This window comes from Guyparkeria halopsychrophila (genome assembly GCF_044582135.1).
Taxonomy (GTDB): Bacteria; Pseudomonadota; Gammaproteobacteria; order Halothiobacillales; family Halothiobacillaceae; genus Guyparkeria.
The window spans coordinates 75,766-96,274 of sequence record NZ_JBDODP010000006.1 but is presented as its reverse complement, the minus strand read 5'-3'; the positions used below and the strand labels follow the sequence as shown (position 1 = coordinate 96,274).

Here is a 20,509-nt window from a genome sequence, read left to right as displayed (position 1 = left end):
GCATGAGCACGAAACGCAAGGGATTGGGGCGCGGTCTGGATGCCCTGCTGGGCACCGCGGAGCGTCCCGCCGAACAGGCCGGCGCGCAGCTGCGTGATCTGGCGGTCGATCTCATCCGTCCCAACCCGTTCCAGCCGCGCACCCGTTTCGACGAGGCCGCCCTGACCGAGCTGGCCGACTCCATTCGCGCCCAGGGCGTGATCCAGCCGGTGGTGGTGCGCCGCCGTTCCGGCGAATACGAACTGATCGCCGGCGAACGCCGCTGGCGCGCCGCGCAGCAGGCCGGCCTCGATCATATCCCGGCCGTCGTTCGCGAGATCGACGACAACCAGGCGGCCGCCATGGCGCTGATCGAGAATCTCCAGCGCGAGGATCTCGACGCCATCGAGCAGGCGCAGGCGATGCAGCGGCTGGTCAAGGAATTCGAACTTACCCACCAGCAGGTCGCCGACGTGCTCGGGGTCTCGCGCCCGGCGGTCAGCAATGCCCTGCGGTTGCTTGAGCTGGCCGCCCCGGTGCAGAAGTTGTTGCGCGAGCGCAAGATCGAGGCTGGCCATGCGCGCAGCCTGGCCGTCCTGCCGAAAAAGGAACAGGCCGGCATTGCCGAGAAGGTGGTCTCGCGCACGCTGACCGTGCGGCAGGTCGAGTCGATGGTCGGCCGCTACCTCAAATCCACCGACCCAGTCTCCGAGAATGGTGATGATCCGGATACCCGCGCCCTCGAGCGACGGCTGGGCGAGGCGCTCGGCACGGCCGTGACCATTCAGGCCAATCGCCGCGGCAAAGGGCGGGTGGTGGTCGGCTTTGACAGCCTCGATCAGCTCGACGGCCTGATCGAGCGCCTGGTCGGGCGCGCTGGTGTCGGACGCCCCGAGGTGGATTGAGGTGGTGCTGTTTTGAGCGGGCGTACTCGCTCAAACGCGGGCATCTCTCCTCCATGTGCAGACAGCCGATGGGCCGAAATTGATCGACTGTCAGGTTCCTTAGCCGGCCATGGCATCATTGCTTGTCGTTCGATGAGCGAGTCGCTACACTGATCGCCAATTTTTGGGCCCATGAACACCATGAACGATCCCGACAAGACGCCCACCGACACCGACCAGAAGGGTCAGGGCGGCTACTGGAGTTCGCGCTTCAAGGGCCTGCTTCAGGTGGGTGCGGGGAACATGTTCGCCTCCAGCATCATTGCCGGGCTTTTTCTCGGGTTTTTGCTGGATAGCTGGCTGGAGACGGCGCCGATCTTCATGCTGATCCTCGGCGCCCTGGGGTTTGTCGCCGGCATGCGCAATGCGAAGAAGACATTGCTGGCCACCGGGCGTGACGAATCCGACAAAAAGGACTCGCAGCGCCCGTGAGTCGCATGGCCGAAGCGATCACCCGCCGCGGTCGGCGCGTGGTGACGATCCAGTTGATCGTCCTGGCGCTGGCTGCAGGCTTGGCCCTGCTGCACTCGCCGCACGCGGCGGTGTCGGCTGCGGGTGGGGTGGCAGTAGCGATGCTGCTGGCCTGGATGCTCCGCCGATCCATGGCGCGGGCCACCGAGCTGGCGGTGGAGTCACCGCAGCAAAGTATGAACACGATGTATCTCGGGGCCGCGGTGCGGTTTGTCGCGCTGCTTGCCCTGATGGCGGTCGGACTCGGGCTGCTGAAGCTGGACGCGCGATTCATGGTCGGGGCCTTCGTGGTCGCCATGATCGCCGGCGTCCTGGCGGCCCGCGGTCAGGACTCTGGACGTCCGACCGGCCAGACAACAGATTGATTTCAAGCTTGAGGAGTTAGCGATAGTGGCTACGGAGAATGCGGGCGGTAGCCCGGTTGAATATATCCAGCATCACCTGACCAACCTCTCAGTTGGCGAGGGCTTCTGGACGCTGAACATCGACACGATTTTCTTCAGCGTCCTGCTGGGTGCGCTGATCGTGTTCGTGGCCATGCGCATCGGCCGAGGCCTGCGTGCGGAAACGCCCAACGGCCTGCAGAATGCCGCCGAAGGCATCCTGGAGTTCGTCGACGAGCAGATCCGGGATTCCTTCGGCAGTCGGGCGCCCAAGATCATCGCCCCGCTGGCGCTGACCATCCTGCTGTGGGTCTGGCTCATGAACTTCATGGACCTGATCCCCGTCGACCTGCTGCCGGCGATCGCCTCCGGCCTGGGTGTGGAATACCTTAAGGTGGTTCCCACCACCGACCTGAACACCACGCTCGCTATGGCGCTGTTCGTGTTCGCCCTGACCATCTACTACAGCATCAAGGTCAAGGGCCTGGGCGGGTACATCAAGATGTTCCTGTTCCATCCCTTCGGCAAGTTCCTGATCCCGATCAACATCGTGATGACCACGATCGACGAGCTTGCCAAGCCGATCAGTCTCGCGCTGCGTCTGTTCGGCAACATGTTTGCCGGTGAGCTGGTCTTCCTGCTGATCGCCCTGTTGACGCTGGGCGCGAGCATCAGCGCCAGCCTGCTCATCTGGTTCCCGCTGCAGGTCGTGCTGGACATGGCGTGGATCGCCTTCCACATCCTGGTTATCACGCTGCAGGCGTTCATCTTTATGGTGCTCACGATTGTCTACATCGGTATGGCGCATACCTTGGATGACCACTGAGCCCGACCCGAGTTTCCTTTGACCCTTTGTTTTTCTGATTAGGAGAAAAAGCTATGACCCCCGATATGCTCGCTACCATCTATGCCTACACCGCAGTTGGCGTTGGTGTGATCCTCGCTGCCGCCGGCCTCGGCTCGGCCATCGGCTGGGGCCTGATCTGTTCCAAGACCCTCGAGGGCATCGCGCGGCAGCCGGAAATGCGTCCGCAACTGATGACCAACATGTTCATCTTCGCCGGTCTGATGGAATCCTTTCCGTTCATCATCCTTGCGTTCGCGATGTGGTTCCTGTTCGCCAACCCGTTCGTTGGTGCCCTGACCGCCGCGATTGGCGCCCTTTAAATCGCGTCCTTCGTGACATCGATTTGGCATGCGCGGCGGTTCGATCCGCCGCGTCATGCTGACCGGAAACCCAATCCGTATTTACGCGAGGGGATATTGTGAGTATTTCGATCACACTGCTTGCTCAGCTGATCGCCTTCGTGCTGATGGTCTGGCTGGTCAACAAATATCTGTGGGCGCCGCTTTCTGCCCTGATGGAAGCACGCCGCAAGAAGATTGCTGACGGCCTGTCCGCTTCCGAGCGTGGCAAGCACGAGCTGAAACTGGCCCAGGAGCGCTCGACCGAGCTGCTGCGCGAGGCCAAGGACAAGGCGAACGACATCATCGCTCAGGCGAATTCTCGTTCGAACCAGATCCTGGAAGAGGCGCGTAACAACGCCAAGACCGAGGCCGAGCGCGTCGTTGCGCAGGCTAATGCCGAGATCGACCGCGAGGTCAATCGCGCCAAGGAAGAGCTCCGTACCCAGGTGGCCGACGTGGCCGCCACGGGTGCCGAGCGCATCCTCAAGCGCGAGGTGACGGACAAGGACCACGCATCCGCGATCTCAGATCTGATCGCTCGGATCTAACGAAAGCGGAGGCCCTATGTCTGAGAACACCACAGTCGCGATCTCGTACGCGAAGGCAGTGCAAGACCTGAGCGCGGATGCCGCGCAGGCCAAGCACTGGTCCGAGACCCTTGCCGGACTGGCCGCCGTGGCCCAGAACCCCGACATGGTCGCGTTTCTGGGCGACGACTCGCGCAGCCGTGACGCCCGGGTCGCCGGGTTCGTCAAGGTGGTCGAGGACGCCGTCGACAAGCAGGCGCTCAATCTCGTGCGTCTGCTGGGCGAGAACGACCGTCTCGACATCCTCCCGGAGGTCGCCGCGGAGTTCGAAAAGCTGCGTGCCGAAGCGGAGCGTCGGATCGTTGCGTCCGTTGTCTCGGCCAAGCCCCTGACCGACGAGCAGTCGAACCAAATCAAAACAGCGCTCGGCAAGCGACTCGATCGCACCGTGGAGCTCGAAACAACCGTCGACGAAGACCTCATCGGTGGCGCGGTTATCCGTGCCGGTGACCTTCTGATCGACGGATCGATGCGCGGAGAGCTCGAGCATCTTGCCGTACAAATGAGTCGCTAAGGAGATCTTCCATGATCAACCCGTCTGAAATCAGCAGTCTGATTAAAGAGCGCATCGAAAATTTCGATGCCGGCGCGGAAGCGCAAAACGTCGGCACCATCGTCTCGGTGGGCGACGGCATCCTGAAAATCCACGGCCTCAACGACGTGATGTTGGGCGAAATGATCGAGTTGCCGGGCGGCACCTTCGGTGTGGCCATGAACCTCGAGCGCGATTCGGTTGGCGCCGTGGTGCTGGGCAGCTACGAGCACTTAAGCGAAGGTGACCAGGTCAAGTGCACCCAGCGCATCCTGGAAGTGCCGATCGGTAAGGAACTGCTCGGCCGTGTCGTCAACACCCTCGGTGAGCCGATCGACGGTCGTGGTGAGATCAACGCCGAGTCCACCGCCCCGATCGAAAAGATCGCCCCGGGCGTCATCGAGCGCCAGAGCGTCGACGAGCCGATCCTGACCGGGATCAAGGCCATCGATTCAATGGTGCCGATCGGTCGAGGCCAGCGAGAGCTGATCATCGGCGACCGCCAGACCGGCAAGACCGCCGTGGCGATCGACACGATCATCAACCAGAAGGGCAAGGGCGTCTACTGCGTCTACGTCGCGATGGGCCAGAAGGCCTCCACCGTGTCCAACGTGGTGCGTGAGCTGGAAAAGCACGGTGCGATGGAATACACCATCATCGTCTCCGCCACTGCCGCCGACCCGGCCGCCATGCAGTACCTGGCCGCCTACGCCGGCTGCACCATGGGTGAGTACTTCCGCGACCGCGGCATGGACTCCCTGATCGTGTTTGACGACCTGACCAAGCAGGCCTGGGCCTACCGTCAGATCTCCCTGCTGTTGCGTCGTCCGCCGGGCCGCGAAGCCTACCCGGGTGACATCTTCTACCTGCATTCGCGTCTCCTCGAGCGGGCCTCACGCGTCAACGTGGACTATGTCGAGAAGTTCACCAACGGTGAAGTGAAGGGCAAGACCGGTTCATTGACCGCATTGCCGATCATCGAGACCCAGGGCGGCGACGTCTCGGCGTTCGTTCCGACCAACGTGATCTCGATCACCGATGGTCAGATCTTCCTCGAGACCGACCTGTTCAACGCGGGCATCCGCCCGGCGATCAACCCGGGCATCTCGGTGTCTCGTGTTGGTGGTTCGGCGCAGACCAAGGCGGTCAAGAAGCTTGCCGGCGGCATCCGGACCGACCTGGCCCAGTACCGTGAGCTGGCGGCGTTCTCGCAGTTCGCTTCCGATCTGGACGAGGCGACCCGCAAGCAGCTCGAGCGCGGCAAGCGCGTCACCGAGCTGATGAAGCAGCCGCAGTACAAGCCGCTGTCGGTCACCGAGATGGCGCTGTCGCTGACCGCCGCCAACGAAGGTTTCCTCGACGATGTGCCGGTGGAGAAGGTCAACGACTTCGAGGCGGCATTGCACGCCTACGCGGCGGATAACGCGGCGGAATTGGAGGCGAAGATCGGTAACGAAGGCAACTTCAACGACGAGATCGCCGCCGAGCTCAAGAAGGTGATCGAGGACTTCAAGTCCAAAGGCGTCTATTAAACCGGGAGCGAAATCATGGCCGTAGGCAAAGAGATTCGCACCAAGATCAAGAGCGTTCAGAACACGCGCAAGATCACCAAGGCGATGGAAATGGTGGCCGCATCCAAGATGCGGCGCGCCCAGGAAGCGATGGATGCGACCCGTCCCTACGCCGAGAAGTTTCTCGAGGTAGTCGGGCACATCACCAACGCGCATCCTGAATACCGCCATCCCCTGATGGTCGAACGCGAGGTCAAGCGCGTTCTGATGATCGTGGTGACAACGGATCGCGGCCTGTGCGGCGGGCTGAACGTCAACCTGCTGAAACGCACCGGCGAAAAGATCCGTGAATACGAGAAGAATGGTGTCGACGTCGACGTCATCCCGGTCGGTAGCAAGGGTCGGGCCTTCTTCAAGCGGTACGGGGGCAACATCCTGACCTCCGTGACCGGTCTGGGGGACAAGCCTGGTTACGCCACTATGCGCACGGCGATTAACTCCGCCTTGGTCGCGTACGAGAACGGTGACGTCGACCGGATCGAGTTGGCACATAACGAGTTCGTCAACTCGATGTCGCAGAATCCGGTGGTCGAACAGATCGCGCCGCTGAAGTACCAGGAGGACGAAAACCTCAAGCATCACTGGGATTACATCTACGAGCCCGACTCGGAGACGGTCCTGGATGCGGTACTCAAGCGCTATATCGCCGGACTGGTCGTGGCGGCCGTCATCGAGAATGTCGCCAGCGAGATGGCAGCGCGTCGAATCGCGATGAAGAACGCCTCTGACAACGCCGGTGACATGATCACTGACCTCAAGAGGCAGTACAACAAGGCGCGGCAGGCGGCGATCACTCAGGAAATCTCCGAGATCGTATCTGGCGCCGCCGCCGTATGACGACGGCAGCCACCCATTTTTCGAATTGAAAGAGGAACACACATGAGTTCTGGAAAAATTGTCGAGATCATCGGGGCGGTGATCGACGTCGAGTTTCCTCAAGACCAGATCCCGGCCGTCTACGATGCGATCCGCGTCGACGACACCGGCCTGATCGTCGAGGTACAACAGCAGATCGGTGACGGTGTCGTGCGCGGCATCGGCATGGGCACCTCCGATGGCCTCAAGCGCGGCATGACCGTGACCAGCACCGGCAAGCCGATTTCGGTACCGGTCGGCAAGGGTACCCTGGGCCGCATCATGGACGTCCTGGGCGAGCCGATCGACGAGGCCGGCCCGGTCGAGAGCGACGAAAAGTGGTCCATCCATCGCAAGGCGCCGGCCTTCGACGAGCAGGCCTCGGGCACCGAGCTGCTGGAGACGGGCGTGAAGATCATCGACCTGCTCTGCCCGTTCGCCAAGGGCGGCAAGGTCGGCCTGTTCGGCGGCGCCGGCGTGGGCAAGACCGTCAACATGATGGAACTGATCCGCAACATCGCCATCGAGCACAGCGGTTACTCGGTCTTTGCCGGCGTGGGCGAGCGTACCCGTGAAGGGAACGACTTCTACCACGAGATGAAGGACTCCAACGTCCTCGACAAGGTCGCTCTGGTCTACGGCCAGATGAACGAGCCGCCGGGCAACCGTCTGCGCGTGGCGCTGACCGGCCTGACCATGGCCGAGTTCTTCCGTGACGAGGGCCGTGACGTCCTGATGTTCATCGACAACATCTACCGTTATACCCTGGCGGGCACCGAGGTTTCCGCACTGCTGGGCCGCATGCCGGCCGCGGTGGGCTACCAGCCGACACTGGCCGAGGAAATGGGTGTGCTCCAGGAGCGCATCACCTCGACCAAGACGGGCTCGATCACCTCCGTCCAGGCCGTTTACGTGCCGGCGGACGACCTGACCGACCCGGCGCCGGCGACCACCTTCGCCCACCTCGACGCGACCGTCGTACTGGCACGTGACATCGCCGCCATGGGTATCTACCCGGCGATCGACCCGCTGGACTCCACCAGTCGTCAGCTCGACCCGCAGGTCGTCGGCGAGGAGCACTACAACACGGCCCGCGCGGTGCAGAACACGCTGCAGCGTTACAAGGAGCTCAAGGACATCATCGCCATTCTGGGGATGGACGAGCTCTCTGACGACGACAAGGCAGTCGTATCGCGGGCTCGTAAGGTCCAGCGGTACATGTCGCAGCCGTTCTTTGTCGCCGAAGTCTTCACGGGTGCCCCGGGCCGCTACGTGCCGCTCAAGGAAACCATCCGCGCATTCAAGGGCATCGTGGCCGGCGAATACGACCACCTGCCGGAGCAGGCGTTCTACATGGTTGGCTCGATCGACGAAGCCGTCGAGAAGGCCAACAAGATGGCTGAGAAGGCCTGATAACCGAGGAGGTCGACAATGGCTATGACTACTCGAGTCGACATCGTCAGCATGGAAAAGCCGATCTTCACCGGGAAGGCGACCTTCGTCACCGTCCCGACCGAAGCCGGCGAGATGGGCGTAACCGCCCGCCACACGCAGACGTTGTCGGTGCTGCGTCCGGGCGAAGTCCGGGTGCACCAAGAGGACGGTTCGGTCGTGCGCTATTTCGTCGGTTTCGGGGTGGTCGAAGTCCAGCCCCACGTGGTCAGCATCATTGCTGACTGGGCGCTGACGGAAGAAGATGCCAAGAATCTGGATCCGAACGAACTCGAGGCCCGCATGGGCGAGCGAGAGGAGTACGTCTCCGAATACGAGCAGCGTGGGCAGCTCGATTTCACCTCGGCCGAGATGATCATGGTCGAGGCGGAAGAGCGCCTCAAGTGGATCAAGTCCATGCGTGCCCAGAAGGGCCGTCACTGAGCGGTATCCGCGAATGGATGATAGAAAAGGGGCCTTCGGGCTCCTTTCTTGTTTGTGGCCGGCGTGACTGGCGTCGGTCGGGAGAGAGACGTTGAGGACAAGACAATGAACAGGCAGTCACGTTCCGAGCTCCACGTCGTGGTGCTCGCAGCCGGAAAGGGGACGCGTATGCGCTCGAGCCGCCCCAAGGTGCTGCATGAGATTGCGGGGCGCTCGATGCTCGCCCATTGCCTGGACACGGCCGCCGATCTCGACCCGGCCACGATCCACGTCGTGATCGGCCACCAGGGCGAAGCCGTGCGTGCATCACAGGCCCGCCGCAACGTAGATTGGGTCTGGCAACACGAACAGAACGGCACCGGCCATGCGGTCCAGCTCGGGATCGAGGGTCTGCGGGCGCAGCCGGACGACCGGGTACTGGTGCTGTACGCCGACGTGCCGCTACTCGGCGCCGACCTGCTGGGGCGTCTGACCGGGTCGAGCGCGGTCGTCTCCCTGCTGACCGTGCATATGGACGACCCGACCGGCTACGGCCGGATCCTCCGCGATGGCACCGGACGGGTGCTGCGCATCGTCGAGCAGAAGGATGCCAGCGAGGCGGAACGACAGGTCCGTGAGGTCAATACCGGCATCCTGATGGCTCGCTACGCGGACCTGGTGGCATGGCTCGATCGGCTCGAATCCGGCAACGCGCAGGGCGAACTCTATCTGACCGACATCATCGAGATGGCGGCGGCCGAGGACAAGGCCGTCGAGGCGGTCATTGCCGGGGACGTCTGGGCGGTCACGGGGGTCAACGATCGACTGGCGCTGTCCCAACTGGAACGCGTTTACCAGCAGCGCCAGGCCGAGGCGCTGGCGTTGGCCGGAACGACACTGGCCGACCCGACGCGTGTCGACATCCGCGGGTCACTCGACTGTGGTCAGGATGTCTCGATCGACGTCGGTTGCGTGTTCGAGGGCAGCGTGCGCCTCGGCGACAACGTTTACATCGGTCCCCATTGTGTCCTGCGAGATTGCGAGATCGGTCCCGGTTCGACGGTGGAGGCCTTCAGCCACATCGACGGCGTGGTGACGGCCGGCGACAACGCGATCGGACCCTACGCGCGCTTGCGTCCGGGTGCGGCGCTTGATTCGGCTGCGCGGGTGGGAAACTTCGTCGAGATCAAGGCGGCACGTCTGGGTGAGCGCTCCAAGGTCAACCACCTCTCCTACGTGGGCGACACCCGTGTCGGTGATGACTGCAACCTCGGCGCCGGCACCATCACCTGCAACTACGACGGCGCCAACAAGCACCACACCGAGATCGGTGACCGGGTGTTCGTCGGCTCGGCGTGCCAGCTGGTCGCGCCGGTTCGCGTGGGCAGCGATGCCACCATCGGCGCCGGTTCGACGATTACCCGCGATGTGGGAGAAGGGCAGCTGGCTGTGGCGCGTGCCCGCCAGTCCGCGATCGACGGCTGGCAGCGACCGCGCAAGAAGAACGACTGACGACGCCGTTGCCGCCGATGTTCACTGGTCGGGCAGGAAGCGTCCCAGCACGTCGTTGAGAAACCGCAGGCCGAGATCGGTCGGCCTGATCGTCTGGATGTCCCAGTCGATCAGGCCGTCTTCTTCCAGGCCGCGCAGCGTCTTGGAGACCACCGCGATGGGCATGCCCGTGCGCTCCTGGAACAGGCTCACCGGGAAACCCTCGGTCAGCCGCAGGGCATTGAGCATGAACTCGAACGGGATCTCCTGGCGCGTGATGTCGTGGGCGTCGATGTTGGCCGGCTGGCCCGCGAGCTCGAGGTAGCGATTGGGGTGAGGGCTGCGCAGGCGTCTCTCGATGCGGTTTTCCGCCGGGATCGTCAGCTTACCGTGCGCCCCCGCCCCGATGCCGAGGTAATCGCCGAATTGCCAGTAGTTGAGGTTGTGCTGGCAGTGGTGATCCGGGCGGGCGAAGGCGGAGATCTCGTAGTGTCCGTAACCGGCATCGAGCAGGCGTTGGGCACCCGCCTCGCCGATCCGGTCGAGGGTCGCCTCGGGTGGCAGCGCCGGTGGGCTGAACGCGAAGGCCGTGTTGGGTTCGATGGTCAGCTGGTACCAGGATAGATGCGGCGGTTCGAGCGATATCGCGGTGTCGATATCCGCCAGACCGTCCGCTTCCGTCTGCCCGGGCAAGCCGTGCATCAGGTCGATATTGAAGCTGTCGAGACCGGCGTCGTGCGCCGCCTCGATGGTGCGCCAGGCGGCGCGTCGATCATGAATCCGGCCGAGCCGTTCCAGCGAACGGTCATTGAAGCTCTGCACGCCGATCGAGACCCGGTTAAAGCCGATGGCGCGATACTCGGCCAGCCGAGAGGCCATGTCGGTGCCCGGATTGACCTCCAGCGTCACCTCGCGGGTAAAGCGCAGGTCCAGCAAGGCCCGCAGGCCGGACATCAGCCGGTCGAGCGCCTCCGGGGAGAACAGGCTGGGCGTGCCGCCGCCGAGGAAGATCGTTTCGATCGGCCGTCCCCAGATCAGGGGCAACTCGGGCTCGAGGTCGCGCAGCAGCGCGTCGATGTACTCGTCCTCGGGCAGGTCGCGACCCTTGAGCCCGTGCGAGTTGAAGTCGCAGTAGGGGCATTTCTCCACGCACCACGGCAGGTGGACGTAGAGCGAGAGCGGCGGGTTGTCGGTGAACTGCAGGAGGCTCATGAGCGGCTCACGCGGGGTCGATGTCGAGAGCGGCCAGCTGCTCGATCAGTTGCTTCAAGGCGCGTGCCCGATGACTGACCCGGTGTTTCTCGTCCGGGTCCATCTCGCCGACGCTCAGGCCGTGTGCCGGCGAAAGGAATAGCGGGTCGTAACCGAAGCCGCGCTCGCCGCGCGGGGTATCGAGCACCTCGCCCTCCCAGGTGCCTTCCACGACGATCGGGTCGGCATCCTCGGCAGTGCGCACGAACGCCAGGGCGCAGACAAAGCGCGCACTGCGCGGGGAATCCGGACGCTTGGCCAGTTCATTGGCCAGCTTGTCGTTGTTCTCGGCATCGTTCGCCTCCTCGCCGGCAAAGCGTGAGGAGAAGATGCCCGGCCGGCCCTCGAGGGCATCGACGACCAGCCCCGAATCGTCCCCGATCGCGGGGTGCCCGGTGAGCGCGGCGGTGTGTCGCGCCTTGATCAGCGCGTTGCCGCAAAAGCTGTCGGCGTCCTCGACCGGTGACGACACCTCCCAACAGCGTTGCGAGACGAAGCGCAGCCGGTCCAGGGTCGGGTGGCTGTCCGCCAGGACCCGGCGCATTTCCTCGAACTCGGCCATCTTGCCGTCGTTGTTGGTGGCGATCACGATGTCTGTCATTCAGGCGTCCCGGTTGTGTTGCGTAGCCTGCGAGGATACCTGCAAGCGAGTGGTCCTGCAGGGTCGTTACGAGGGCCCTGGCGAACGGGGGTTTGCCATCACGCCCCGAATCCGATATATTGCCGCGCTTCGTGTGGAACCGAGCGGATTAGCGAAAAGGGGCGTCCATGAAAATTCTGTCTTCTCTCAAGTCAGCCAAGAAGCGACACAAGGACTGCCAGGTCGTTCGTCGTCGCGGCAAAGTTTACGTGATCAACAAGACCAACCCGCGCTTCAAGGCCCGTCAGCGCTAAGTCGCCTGCCGGATTGATGCGTGACACAAGGCCCCGCCTCGGCGGGGCCTTGTCGTGTCCGGGTCTTGAAAATGCCCGCGCTCGACCTACATCAAGGGAAGGCCAGACCCGCAATCACCAGACCCGCAGTTACCCGTGGGGTATGCTGGAGCAGTCGCCATCGCGAGATGATTTTGCTGCCCGAGCCGGGCCTCGCCGAGAGGCGCGACCAGGGCACGCTGGAAATCGCCGACTGGACGTCGGCAGTCGAGATCAAGGGCGAGCGCAGATCGGAACGGAAGAAGTCGCCGGATGGCTACGCGCGGATCGAACGCCACCACGGGCGCTATCGGCGCTTTATCTGCCGGCTGGATGCCGGGGGCCTCAACGGGGACATCAAGACGAGCTCACCGTGACTATCCTTGGGGCGGGAACCTCGAAGCCACGCTGCATCGAGGTGAGCTGATCCACCCGGCCGTCGGCCGCGGAGGCCCGTGAAAAGTCCGGCGGCCCCGGGCTTTTCATCATTGGGCCTTTCATCCTTCCCGGCGTGCCGAAAGCCTGCCCGATGGGCGGGTTTTCGAGACGCCGGTTACCCGGCACACAGAACACCACTCGGAGGAGTGCAGGCGTGAAATATCACGACTACTACGCAACCCTGGGCGTGGCCCGCAACGCCTCGCAGGACGAGATCAAGCGCGCCTACCGCAAGCTGGCACAGAAGCACCACCCGGATCGCAACAAGGGCGAGGGTGCCGAGGACAAGTTCAAGGAGATCAACGAGGCCTACGATGTGCTCGGCGACGCCCAGAAGCGCGCTCGCTACGATGCGCTGGGTTCGGGCTATCACCATGGCGACGAGTTCGGTGCCGGGCCCGGTGGCCCAGGTGGCCCAGGTGGCTTTGGCGGGGACGACTTCGCGGCCGGCGGCTTTTCGGATTTCTTCTCGCAGTTCTTCGGCGGCGGCTATGGTGGCCCCGGTGGCCCCGGTGGCCCCGGTGGCCAGGGCCGGAGCGTGCGCGGCCAGGATGTCGAGGCCGAGGCACCGGTGCCGCTGTCGCTGCTGGTCACCGGCGGCTCGCACACCATCCGGGTCTCGGATGGGCGGGGCGGCGCACGCTCGCTCAAGGTCAACGTCCCGGCCGGCTCGACGCCGGGACGTCGCATCCGACTTTCCGGTCAGGGCCAGTCAAGCCCGATGGGCGGGCCGTCGGGGGATCTGTACCTGGTGCTGACCCTGCGCGAGGAGGATGGCTACCAGGTCGAGGGCAACAACATCTTCCAGGAGCTGCCGATCACGCCCTGGGAGGCGGCCCTGGGTGCCAAGGTGCCGGTCACCCTGCCCGACGGCAAGCGCATCAACATGAGCGTGCCCGCCGGGTCGCAATCCGGGCGCAAGCTGCGCATCCCCAAGCGTGGCTTCGCCGCTGGCGACCTGCTGCTGGTCCTGATGATCCACACCCCGCCGGCCAAGACCGACGAGGCGCGCGAGTTCTACGAGGAAATGCGCACCTCGATGCCCTTCGACCCCCGATAACACCACTTGGACCACGCGGACGGTGCATGAGCGTCTAAGCTCCGGGTAGAGGTGCCACCGCGGTGCCTCGTCCTTGTCACGCGCAAGCAACCGGGAGGAGTCACCGATGACCGCGCACGCCTTGAGCCAACTCCACGAATCGCAGGGCCAGAGTCTCTGGCTGGACAACCTCTCCCGCGGCCTGTTGACGGACGAGGGCCTGCCGCGGCTGATCCGCGAGTACGGCATCCGCGGAGTGACCTCCAACCCCTCGATCTTCAAGAAGGCGATCGTCGGCAGTGATCTCTACAGCGAGGACATTGCCGCGGGCAAGCGCCAGTACCACGATGTCGAGGAGGTCTACGAGCACCTGGTCGTCACCGACATCCAGCGCGCCTGCGATCTGCTGCGACCGGTCTGGGACCAGTCGCACGGCGAGGACGGCTGGGTGTCCTGGGAGGAATCGCCCGGGATCGCCCATGACGCCGATGCCTCGGTGCGTGCCGCCCATCGCCTGCGCGAACTGGTCGACCGCCCCAATGTGCTGATCAAGGTGCCCGGTACGGTCGAGGGCATCGAGGCGTTCGAGCGGCTGATCGGCCAGGGCGTGAGCGTCAACGTCACCCTGCTGTTCTCGCTCGACCAGGTGCGGCGGGTGTTCGCCGCCTATCGGCGTGGTCTGGATCATCTGGAAGCCAACGGCGACGAGACCGCCGAGGTGCGCGCGGTCGCCAGCCTGTTCATGAGCCGGGTGGACACGCTGGTCGACCAGCAGCTCGATGCCATCGGCGGGGAGCGCGCCGAGGCCCTCAAGGGCCGCGCGGCCCTAGCGTTGGCGGGCATGGCCTACGAGCATTTCCGCGAGGTGTTCGAGAACGAGGCGTTCGAACGCCTCGAGCAGGAGGGCGCCTGGCCGCAGTACCTGCTCTGGGCGAGCACCGGCACCAAGAACCCGGCCTACTCGGACCTGCTGTACGTCGAGAACCTGATCGCCCCGCGCACGATCAACACGCTGCCGGATGCGACACTCGAGGCCTTTGCCGACCACGGCAGGATTGCCTCGAGGTTAAAGCCGCGCCTCGACGAGGACCGCGAGGTGTGGGCCGAGCTGGTCGAGGTGGGCATCGACATGGACGGCGCGGTGCGTGACCAGTTGCTCGACGAGGGGCTGGAGCAGTTCCAGGCCGCCTTCGACGATCTGCTCGCCGCCATCGACCAGGCCTGAGGTACCCCGCAGCACCTCGCGGGGTCAGTCAATCGGCGGCGCGGTTCATCCACCACATCCGCAGGCGCACGCCCCAGGGGCTGGTCAGGCCGGTGGTGGAATGGGCCACCCGGCCGGTCTGGTCGAAGAACAGGAAGGTGGGCGTGACGTTCACGCCCAGACTGGCGGCGATCTGCCCGTCGGGATCGTTGACCACCGCCAGCTTCTCCAGATCGTTTTCCCGCATGTGGGCGCGCACCGTGTCCGCATCGCCCGACTGCATGGCCACGGTAATCACGCGATGGTCGTCGACCAGGTCGACCAGCCAGGGCATCTCCAGGTCGCAGTAACCGCACCAGGTGGCCCAGAACACCACCACCGTGGGCTCGTCCGCCGGCCCGCCGATGGTCAGCGCCCGGCCGTCGAGATCTTCCACCGCCATGCCGGGGATCTCGCCCTCCGGCAGGTCCGGTCCCATCCAGGCCTGTACCGCCAGCAACGCCGCGACAAACACCAGGCCCTCGAGGGTCCAGCGCGCCCAGCGCGGCAGGCGGCGCTTGGGTTTTGGCGGCGGCGTGTCGCCGGGGCCGTTGCCTGATTTGTTGCCCGGATTATTTTCCGGATTGTTGCCCGGGGTATTGCCCGGGGTATTGCCCGGGGTGTTGCTTGAGTCGTCTGGCATGTGTCTGTCTCAACGGTGTGCGGTGAAGGGTGGCTGGCAGCGTACCGCCTCGCCGTCATTGGCCACTCGTCATGCTGGCGACGCCGCGCCTTGGTCGCGAACGATTCGCCAGCCGCGAGCGACATCGGATTCGTGCCGGCCTTCCCTGATAAACTGCGCCCATGAACGCCCCATTATCCAACCAGCGCATTATCGTCGGCGTGTCCGGCGGCATCGCGGCCTACAAGGCCGTGGTGCTGGTGCGCCGCTTGATCGAGGCCGGCTGCGAGGTGCGCGTGGTAATGACCGAGGCGGCGACCCGCTTCGTCGCGCCGCTCTCCTTCCAGGCGGTCAGCGGTCATCCGGTGCGCACCACCCTGCTGGATGCCGAGGCCGAATCGGGCATGGATCATATCGCGTTGGCCCGCTGGGCCGATGCCGTGGTGGTCGCCCCGGCGAGCGCGAACCTGATGGCCCGGCTGGCAAACGGGTTCGCCGACGATCTGCTGACGACCCTTTGTCTCGCCACCAGCGCACCGGTTCACCTGGCACCGGCCATGAACCGGCAGATGTGGGCCCACCCGGCGACCCGGGCCAATCGTGACCGGCTGGTCGAGCATGGCGTGACCCTGCTGGGACCCGCGGCGGGCGCGCAGGCCTGCGGTGAGACCGGCGAAGGGCGCATGCTCGAGCCGGAGGTGATAGTTGAGGCCATCGTCGAGGCACTGGCCGATGCCCTTGTGGCCAACGCCCGGCCGGATCTGGCCGGGCGGCACGTCGTGGTCACGGCGGGCGGTACCCGCGAGCCCATCGACCCGGTGCGCTTCATTGCCAACCGTTCCTCCGGTCGCATGGGGTTCGCGCTGGCCGCCGAGGCGGCCCGTCGGGGCGCGGCCGTGACGCTGATCGCCGGTCCCTCGGCCCTGCCCACACCGGCGGGCGTGGAGCGGATCGACGTGGAAACCGCGGCCGAGATGCAGGCGGCGGTCGAGTCGATCGGCGCGATGGATATCTTCGTCGGTGCCGCGGCCGTGGCCGACTACCGCGTGGCGGCACCCGCGGACCACAAGCTCAAGAAAAGCGGCGAGACCCTGAGCCTGGAGCTGGTGCCCAACCCGGACATCATTCGCGGTGTCGCGGAACGCGCCGAGCGGCCGTTCGTCATCGGGTTCGCCGCCGAGACGGACCATGTGCGCGAGTACGCGGCGGCCAAGCGCGTGGCCAAGGGCATGGACCTGATCTGTGCCAACGAGGTCGGTGCCGGCAAGGGCTTCGATCGGCCCGACAACACCCTGCTGCTCCTGTGGGAGGGCGGCGAGCGCGCACTGGCGCAGGCGGACAAGCACCATCTCGCCGGCGACATATTCGACACCTATCACCAGATCAAACAGGATTGAGACGATGCATCGCGTTGAGGTCAAATGGCTCGACCCCCGCCTGGGCAACGAGATTCCGCGCCCGGATTACGCCACCGATGGCTCGGCGGGCCTCGACCTGCGCGCCTGCCTGGACGAGCCGCTGACACTCAAGCCCGGCCAGACCGAACTGGTGCCCACCGGCATGGCGATTCACCTGGATGACCCCGAGCTCGCGGCGATGATCCTGCCGCGCTCGGGGCTGGGCCACAAGCACGGCATCGTGCTGGGCAACCTGGTGGGGCTGATCGATTCCGACTACCAGGGCCAATTGTTCGTCTCGATGTGGAATCGCGGCAACAGCGCGTTCACCGTCGATGTCGGCGAGCGCATCGCCCAGCTGGTGGTCGTGCCGGTGGTCCAAGTCGCCTTCGAGGCCGTCGACGAGTTCAGCGAGAGCGAGCGCGGCACCGGCGGCTTCGGCCACACCGGTCGTGGCTGAGGAGCCTGTGCACGGGGACCGATACCGCTCTGGCCCTCGGAGTCTCTCGTCCTCAGAGTGTGCTCTCTCGTGGGGGGGGTGGTCGCTTCACGAAAACAAGTTGCAATATGCCGACGGGCGACTCGCAGGGCCCCTGAAAGGCGCGGCCTGAGCCGGGCACCTGCGGCGTTACCGTTCTTGGAAAGGGAATTACCCTTCCGCGGCGAACGGATGCCTTGCATCTGCCCGGCTCAAGTCGCGCAGAGCGGCATTGGTACCCGCGCATAGGTTCCCAAAGATCCAACTTTCAACTTCAGGAATTTAACCAATGCCCCGATTCGACCCCGCCCTGACCGCCGACGTGCTGATGGAGGCGCTGCCCTACATCCAGCGCCTGTTCGACAAGACCGTGGTGATCAAGTTTGGCGGCAACGCCATGGTCGACGAGGAGCTCAAGGACGCCTTCGCCCGCAATATCGTGCTGCTCAAGCAGGTGGGCGTGAACCCGGTGATCATCCACGGCGGTGGCCCGCAGATCAACGAGGTGCTGAAGAAACTCGGCAAGCAGGGCGAGTTCATCGAAGGCATGCGGGTGACCGACCGCGAGACCATGGACGTGGTGCAGATGGTGCTCGGCGGGCTGGTCAACAAGGACATCGTCGCCCTGATCAACCGCCACGGTGGCCGGGCCGTGGGCCTGACCGGGCGGGATGCCGGTCTGGTCCGCGCGCGCAAGCTCAAGGTCACTCGCAAGAACCCCGAGTTCGCCGAGCCGGAGATCATCGACCTGGGCCACGTCGGCGAGGTGGCCTCCATCGACGCGGGCATCCTGCGCACCCTGGATGCCTCGGACATCATCCCCGTGATTGCGCCGATCGGCGTGGGCGAGGACGGCGAGGCCTACAACATCAACGCCGACGTGGTGGCCAGCAAGATCGCCCAGGTGCTGGAGGCGGAAAAGCTGCTGTTGCTGACCAATATCGCCGGGGTGCTGGATACCGAAGGCAAGCTCCTGACCGGTCTGACCGCGGGCGATGTCGAGGCACTGATCGAGGACGGCACCATCTACGGCGGCATGTTGCCCAAGATCAATTTCGCGCTTGATGCCGTGCGCGGCGGGGTCAAGACGGTGCAGATCATCGACGGGCGGGTGCCCCACGCGGTGCTGCTGGAGCTGCTCACCGATCAGGGGGTCGGCACCCTGATTCGCGGTTGAGCCGGTTCGCGAGATGCCATCGAACCGTGCAGAGGCTTCCTAGTCGTCGGACTGGAGCGTGCGCAGACGTTCGAGGTCGGCCTCGAACTCCTTGGCCACCGCCGTCCGCTCGGCGCGCATCTCGATCACGGCCTGTTTCATCTGTTCCAGGTCTCGCACGTAGGCCGGGTCGTCGTGCCCGGCGTCGATGTTTGCCTGCATTCGCTCGATCGAGCCTTCCATTTGTGCAATGCGGGCGTCCAGCCGGTCGAGTCGCTGGTCTCGCGTTTGCTGCAGATCCGCCTCGTCGCTGTAGAGCGATAGTAGGATGCGATCCTGCTGGGCCTGGGCCTGGGCCTCGCGTGCCGCCTGCTCGGCGGCCCGCTTCTTGGCCGCCTCGCGCGCCTTTTCCTCGGCCGTCTTGCGTGGCGTGATCTCGCGGATGACCTCCCCGGTACGCGGATCGATCACCTGATAGCCTCGTTCGGCGGCGCCGGAAGGCAGGGTGTCGCTCCACTGCAGATTGCCGTCGTTGTTGATCCAGCGATAGGTGACGCCAGCGCCTTGAGCCGCCTGCAACGCAAGGCTGAGCAGCACGGTGAGCGCAAGGCCGACCAGAATGGCGCGATGGCGGACCGGCATGGTGATCTCCTTGTGTCCAAGATGGCCACGACCTGCCTGGTCGTGGGGTCAAATAGTGACAGTGCGCCCGCCCCGTGGGGGCGCTCCTTTAGGGATTGGGCGCTCGCTTGCCCATTGGTGCAAGCACGATGCCAATTGACCTGGCCCGTAGACCTGAACCGCTGACCTGGCCCGCGCGACCCGGACGTCAGTGGTCCTGGTCAGTGGTCCTGGCCTCGAGGCGCGAGACTCAAGGCCACCCACAGCCCGGAGAGGGCCATTGCCACGCCCACGAACCAGAAGCCTGCCTCGATGCCACCGGTCCACGTGGCCACCAGTCCCAGTGCCACGGCACCGACGGCATAGCCGAAGTCGCGCCAGAAGCGATAGACGCCCAGGATACCGGCACGCTCGACCGGTTCGCAGTGATCCGCCACCGCCGCGCCCAGGGTGGGATAGAGCATCGCCATGCCCACCCCGGTGACGGCCAGCGCCAGTCCCCAGGCCCAGGCCGAGTGGGTCAGCACGATGGCGATGACCCCCGCTCCGCAGAGCCACATGCCCCAGGTGATCAGGCCCCGCCGGCCCAGTCGGTCCGACGCCGGCCCGGTGATCAACTGGCCGGCCCCCCAGACCACGCCGTAGATGCCCACCAGGAATCCCGTCGTCACCAGGTCGGCGCCACGGGTGACCAGCAGGATGGGCACGAACAGCCAGATGATGGTGTCGGTGAACTTCTCGACCAGACCGGCCTGGTTGATCGCCAGCAGGCTGCGATTGCCCCAGGTGGCATGCAGGAAAAAGCCCAGCCCGGAGCGGAGCGCCGGGGCCTTGCCGTTGCCCCGAGTCTGCTGCTGGGCCTTCTGCTGGGCGTGCGCCCAGGGCAGCGTGTCGCGGGCCATCCAGATCGCCAGGGCCAGCGCCAGGATGATCACGGCCAGCCCGAACCAGAACAGGCCCGCTCTGGCCCCGAGTTGCTCGGCGGCAATCGCGGCGAGGTAGCCGGCCACCGCCACGCCGCCGTAGCCGGCGAACTCGTTGGCGCCGTTGACCAGTCCGCGCTGGTGGGCGTGGGTGAGATCGAGCTTGCTGTTGAGCGCCATCGACCAGGCCAAGCCCTGATTGATGCCCAGGAAGACCGTGGCCAGCAGCACCCAGCCCCAGGAATCGGCGATCAGCAGCAAAAACGGCACCGGGATAGCGAACAGCCAGCCGGCCACCAGCACGCGCTTGCGCCCGTAGCGATCGGAAAAGCGCCCGGCCAGCAGGTTGAGCGTGGCCTTGATCACGCCGAAGATCACCACGAAGCTCGCCAGGGTGGCAAACGCCCCCGCCGCCAGACCGAAGTCCGATTCCGAGAGTGCCGGCAGCACGGTGCGGGTCATCCCGACCAGGGCGCCGACGAAGAACACCTGCAGCAAAAACTGGGTGAACTGGCCGCGGTTGGCGGCAATGCTGTGAGTGATATCCATGGGTTCCCTCTTGTCCCTCTTGGTT

General features: G+C 65.0%; 24 protein-coding genes. 19 read left to right on the top strand and 5 right to left on the bottom strand.

What is annotated here, in order from left to right; all coding sequences use genetic code 11:
• The first annotated feature begins 2 nt into the window (after positions 1 to 2).
• From ABGV18_RS04280 to glmU, 12 genes are all read left to right on the top strand, one after another.
• Positions 3 to 884: a ParB/RepB/Spo0J family partition protein gene (locus ABGV18_RS04280; RefSeq protein ID WP_396584961.1), complete on the top strand. Its 882-nt coding sequence runs from the start codon at positions 3 to 5 to the stop codon at positions 882 to 884.
• 171 nt (positions 885 to 1,055) lie between these two features.
• Complete coding sequence (locus tag ABGV18_RS04275; RefSeq protein WP_396584960.1) at positions 1,056 to 1,355, top strand: AtpZ/AtpI family protein; 300 nt, start codon at positions 1,056 to 1,058, stop codon at positions 1,353 to 1,355.
• 5 nt (positions 1,356 to 1,360) lie between these two features.
• Positions 1,361 to 1,759 carry an ATP synthase subunit I gene (locus tag ABGV18_RS04270; RefSeq protein WP_396584959.1) on the top strand — a complete coding sequence of 133 codons (399 nt, stop codon included), beginning with the start codon at positions 1,361 to 1,363 and terminating at the stop codon, positions 1,757 to 1,759.
• 25 nt (positions 1,760 to 1,784) lie between these two features.
• Positions 1,785 to 2,603, top strand: coding sequence for a F0F1 ATP synthase subunit A (gene atpB, locus ABGV18_RS04265; protein WP_396584958.1), 819 nt, complete (start codon positions 1,785 to 1,787; stop codon positions 2,601 to 2,603).
• Positions 2,604 to 2,656: 53 nt separating this feature from the next.
• Entirely contained in the window at positions 2,657 to 2,944 is a 288-nt protein-coding gene (gene atpE / locus ABGV18_RS04260) for a F0F1 ATP synthase subunit C (RefSeq protein ID WP_125198247.1), read from the top strand.
• Positions 2,945 to 3,042: 98 nt separating this feature from the next.
• The gene (locus ABGV18_RS04255; protein WP_396584957.1) at positions 3,043 to 3,513 is read left to right on the top strand and encodes a F0F1 ATP synthase subunit B; all 471 of its coding nucleotides are present in this window, start codon (positions 3,043 to 3,045) and stop codon (positions 3,511 to 3,513) included.
• Positions 3,514 to 3,529: 16 nt separating this feature from the next.
• A complete protein-coding gene (locus ABGV18_RS04250; RefSeq protein ID WP_396584956.1) occupies positions 3,530 to 4,066 on the top strand; it encodes a F0F1 ATP synthase subunit delta in 537 nt (178 codons plus the stop codon).
• 11 nt (positions 4,067 to 4,077) lie between these two features.
• Entirely contained in the window at positions 4,078 to 5,616 is a 1,539-nt protein-coding gene (atpA, locus tag ABGV18_RS04245) for a F0F1 ATP synthase subunit alpha (RefSeq protein ID WP_396584955.1), read from the top strand.
• Between the two features lie 15 nt (positions 5,617 to 5,631).
• Positions 5,632 to 6,492, top strand: coding sequence for a F0F1 ATP synthase subunit gamma (atpG, locus tag ABGV18_RS04240; protein ID WP_396580795.1), 861 nt, complete (start codon positions 5,632 to 5,634; stop codon positions 6,490 to 6,492).
• A gap of 42 nt (positions 6,493 to 6,534) precedes the next feature.
• Complete coding sequence (atpD, locus tag ABGV18_RS04235; RefSeq protein WP_396584954.1) at positions 6,535 to 7,923, top strand: F0F1 ATP synthase subunit beta; 1,389 nt, start codon at positions 6,535 to 6,537, stop codon at positions 7,921 to 7,923.
• Between the two features lie 18 nt (positions 7,924 to 7,941).
• A complete protein-coding gene (atpC, locus tag ABGV18_RS04230; protein WP_396584953.1) occupies positions 7,942 to 8,385 on the top strand; it encodes an ATP synthase F1 subunit epsilon in 444 nt (147 codons plus the stop codon).
• 105 nt (positions 8,386 to 8,490) lie between these two features.
• Positions 8,491 to 9,876 (top strand): bifunctional UDP-N-acetylglucosamine diphosphorylase/glucosamine-1-phosphate N-acetyltransferase GlmU, encoded by a 1,386-nt coding sequence (glmU, locus tag ABGV18_RS04225; protein WP_396584952.1) that lies wholly within the window; start codon positions 8,491 to 8,493, stop codon positions 9,874 to 9,876.
• 21 nt (positions 9,877 to 9,897) lie between these two features.
• Here the strand turns inward: glmU and hemW are convergent, their stop codons facing one another.
• Positions 9,898 to 11,067 carry a radical SAM family heme chaperone HemW gene (hemW, locus tag ABGV18_RS04220; protein WP_396584951.1) on the bottom strand — a complete coding sequence of 390 codons (1,170 nt, stop codon included), beginning with the start codon at positions 11,065 to 11,067 and terminating at the stop codon, positions 9,898 to 9,900.
• 7 nt (positions 11,068 to 11,074) lie between these two features.
• Positions 11,075 to 11,707, bottom strand: a complete 633-nt coding sequence (gene rdgB / locus ABGV18_RS04215; RefSeq protein ID WP_396584950.1) for an RdgB/HAM1 family non-canonical purine NTP pyrophosphatase — start codon at positions 11,705 to 11,707, stop codon at positions 11,075 to 11,077.
• A gap of 167 nt (positions 11,708 to 11,874) precedes the next feature.
• Here rdgB and ykgO point away from each other — a divergent pair, with 167 nt between their 5' ends.
• The 4 genes from ykgO (at position 11,875) to tal (ending at position 14,720) form a co-directional block, all read left to right on the top strand.
• Complete coding sequence (gene ykgO / locus ABGV18_RS04210) at positions 11,875 to 12,000, top strand: type B 50S ribosomal protein L36 (RefSeq protein WP_058574874.1); 126 nt, start codon at positions 11,875 to 11,877, stop codon at positions 11,998 to 12,000.
• Positions 12,001 to 12,167: 167 nt separating this feature from the next.
• Positions 12,168 to 12,395, top strand: a complete 228-nt coding sequence (locus ABGV18_RS04205; RefSeq protein ID WP_396580801.1) for an alpha-crystallin domain-containing protein — start codon at positions 12,168 to 12,170, stop codon at positions 12,393 to 12,395.
• A gap of 215 nt (positions 12,396 to 12,610) precedes the next feature.
• The gene (locus ABGV18_RS04200; RefSeq protein ID WP_396584949.1) at positions 12,611 to 13,516 is read left to right on the top strand and encodes a DnaJ C-terminal domain-containing protein; all 906 of its coding nucleotides are present in this window, start codon (positions 12,611 to 12,613) and stop codon (positions 13,514 to 13,516) included.
• Positions 13,517 to 13,622: 106 nt separating this feature from the next.
• Positions 13,623 to 14,720 carry a transaldolase gene (gene tal, locus ABGV18_RS04195; protein WP_396584948.1) on the top strand — a complete coding sequence of 366 codons (1,098 nt, stop codon included), beginning with the start codon at positions 13,623 to 13,625 and terminating at the stop codon, positions 14,718 to 14,720.
• Positions 14,721 to 14,748: 28 nt separating this feature from the next.
• On the opposite strand, the gene ABGV18_RS04190 is transcribed toward tal, so the two are convergent.
• Complete coding sequence (locus ABGV18_RS04190) at positions 14,749 to 15,381, bottom strand: redoxin domain-containing protein (RefSeq protein ID WP_396584947.1); 633 nt, start codon at positions 15,379 to 15,381, stop codon at positions 14,749 to 14,751.
• 161 nt (positions 15,382 to 15,542) lie between these two features.
• Between ABGV18_RS04190 and coaBC the strand changes: the two genes are divergently transcribed.
• The 3 genes from coaBC (at position 15,543) to argB (ending at position 18,412) form a co-directional block, all read left to right on the top strand.
• Positions 15,543 to 16,757: a bifunctional phosphopantothenoylcysteine decarboxylase/phosphopantothenate--cysteine ligase CoaBC gene (coaBC, locus tag ABGV18_RS04185; RefSeq protein WP_396584946.1), complete on the top strand. Its 1,215-nt coding sequence runs from the start codon at positions 15,543 to 15,545 to the stop codon at positions 16,755 to 16,757.
• 4 nt (positions 16,758 to 16,761) lie between these two features.
• Positions 16,762 to 17,217 carry a dUTP diphosphatase gene (gene dut / locus ABGV18_RS04180; RefSeq protein ID WP_396584945.1) on the top strand — a complete coding sequence of 152 codons (456 nt, stop codon included), beginning with the start codon at positions 16,762 to 16,764 and terminating at the stop codon, positions 17,215 to 17,217.
• 307 nt (positions 17,218 to 17,524) lie between these two features.
• Complete coding sequence (argB, locus tag ABGV18_RS04175; RefSeq protein WP_396584944.1) at positions 17,525 to 18,412, top strand: acetylglutamate kinase; 888 nt, start codon at positions 17,525 to 17,527, stop codon at positions 18,410 to 18,412.
• A gap of 39 nt (positions 18,413 to 18,451) precedes the next feature.
• On the opposite strand, the gene ABGV18_RS04170 is transcribed toward argB, so the two are convergent.
• A complete protein-coding gene (locus ABGV18_RS04170) occupies positions 18,452 to 19,033 on the bottom strand; it encodes a DUF4124 domain-containing protein (RefSeq protein WP_396584943.1) in 582 nt (193 codons plus the stop codon).
• 200 nt (positions 19,034 to 19,233) lie between these two features.
• The gene (locus tag ABGV18_RS04165; protein ID WP_396584942.1) at positions 19,234 to 20,484 is read right to left on the bottom strand and encodes an MFS transporter; all 1,251 of its coding nucleotides are present in this window, start codon (positions 20,482 to 20,484) and stop codon (positions 19,234 to 19,236) included.
• Between the last annotated feature and the right edge of the window lie 25 nt (positions 20,485 to 20,509).

What these genes read in the sequence shown, in the direction of transcription:
- ABGV18_RS04280 (WP_396584961.1), top strand. Translation starts at nt 3, where the DNA reads ATGAGCACGAAACGCAAGGGATTGGGGCGCGGTCTGGATGCCCTGCTG.
- ABGV18_RS04275 (WP_396584960.1), top strand. Translation starts at nt 1,056, where the DNA reads ATGAACACCATGAACGATCCCGACAAGACGCCCACCGACACCGACCAG.
- ABGV18_RS04270 (WP_396584959.1), top strand. Translation starts at nt 1,361, where the DNA reads ATGGCCGAAGCGATCACCCGCCGCGGTCGGCGCGTGGTGACGATCCAG.
- atpE (WP_125198247.1), top strand. Translation starts at nt 2,657, where the DNA reads ATGACCCCCGATATGCTCGCTACCATCTATGCCTACACCGCAGTTGGC.
- ABGV18_RS04250 (WP_396584956.1), top strand. Translation starts at nt 3,530, where the DNA reads ATGTCTGAGAACACCACAGTCGCGATCTCGTACGCGAAGGCAGTGCAA.
- atpA (WP_396584955.1), top strand. Translation starts at nt 4,078, where the DNA reads ATGATCAACCCGTCTGAAATCAGCAGTCTGATTAAAGAGCGCATCGAA.
- atpG (WP_396580795.1), top strand. Translation starts at nt 5,632, where the DNA reads ATGGCCGTAGGCAAAGAGATTCGCACCAAGATCAAGAGCGTTCAGAAC.
- atpD (WP_396584954.1), top strand. Translation starts at nt 6,535, where the DNA reads ATGAGTTCTGGAAAAATTGTCGAGATCATCGGGGCGGTGATCGACGTC.
- atpC (WP_396584953.1), top strand. Translation starts at nt 7,942, where the DNA reads ATGGCTATGACTACTCGAGTCGACATCGTCAGCATGGAAAAGCCGATC.
- glmU (WP_396584952.1), top strand. Translation starts at nt 8,491, where the DNA reads ATGAACAGGCAGTCACGTTCCGAGCTCCACGTCGTGGTGCTCGCAGCC.
- hemW (WP_396584951.1), bottom strand. Translation starts at nt 11,067, where the DNA reads ATGAGCCTCCTGCAGTTCACCGACAACCCGCCGCTCTCGCTCTACGTC.
- rdgB (WP_396584950.1), bottom strand. Translation starts at nt 11,707, where the DNA reads ATGACAGACATCGTGATCGCCACCAACAACGACGGCAAGATGGCCGAG.
- ykgO (WP_058574874.1), top strand. Translation starts at nt 11,875, where the DNA reads ATGAAAATTCTGTCTTCTCTCAAGTCAGCCAAGAAGCGACACAAGGAC.
- ABGV18_RS04205 (WP_396580801.1), top strand. Translation starts at nt 12,168, where the DNA reads ATGATTTTGCTGCCCGAGCCGGGCCTCGCCGAGAGGCGCGACCAGGGC.
- tal (WP_396584948.1), top strand. Translation starts at nt 13,623, where the DNA reads ATGACCGCGCACGCCTTGAGCCAACTCCACGAATCGCAGGGCCAGAGT.
- ABGV18_RS04190 (WP_396584947.1), bottom strand. Translation starts at nt 15,381, where the DNA reads ATGCCAGACGACTCAAGCAACACCCCGGGCAATACCCCGGGCAATACC.
- coaBC (WP_396584946.1), top strand. Translation starts at nt 15,543, where the DNA reads ATGAACGCCCCATTATCCAACCAGCGCATTATCGTCGGCGTGTCCGGC.
- dut (WP_396584945.1), top strand. Translation starts at nt 16,762, where the DNA reads ATGCATCGCGTTGAGGTCAAATGGCTCGACCCCCGCCTGGGCAACGAG.
- argB (WP_396584944.1), top strand. Translation starts at nt 17,525, where the DNA reads ATGCCCCGATTCGACCCCGCCCTGACCGCCGACGTGCTGATGGAGGCG.
- ABGV18_RS04170 (WP_396584943.1), bottom strand. Translation starts at nt 19,033, where the DNA reads ATGCCGGTCCGCCATCGCGCCATTCTGGTCGGCCTTGCGCTCACCGTG.
- ABGV18_RS04165 (WP_396584942.1), bottom strand. Translation starts at nt 20,484, where the DNA reads ATGGATATCACTCACAGCATTGCCGCCAACCGCGGCCAGTTCACCCAG.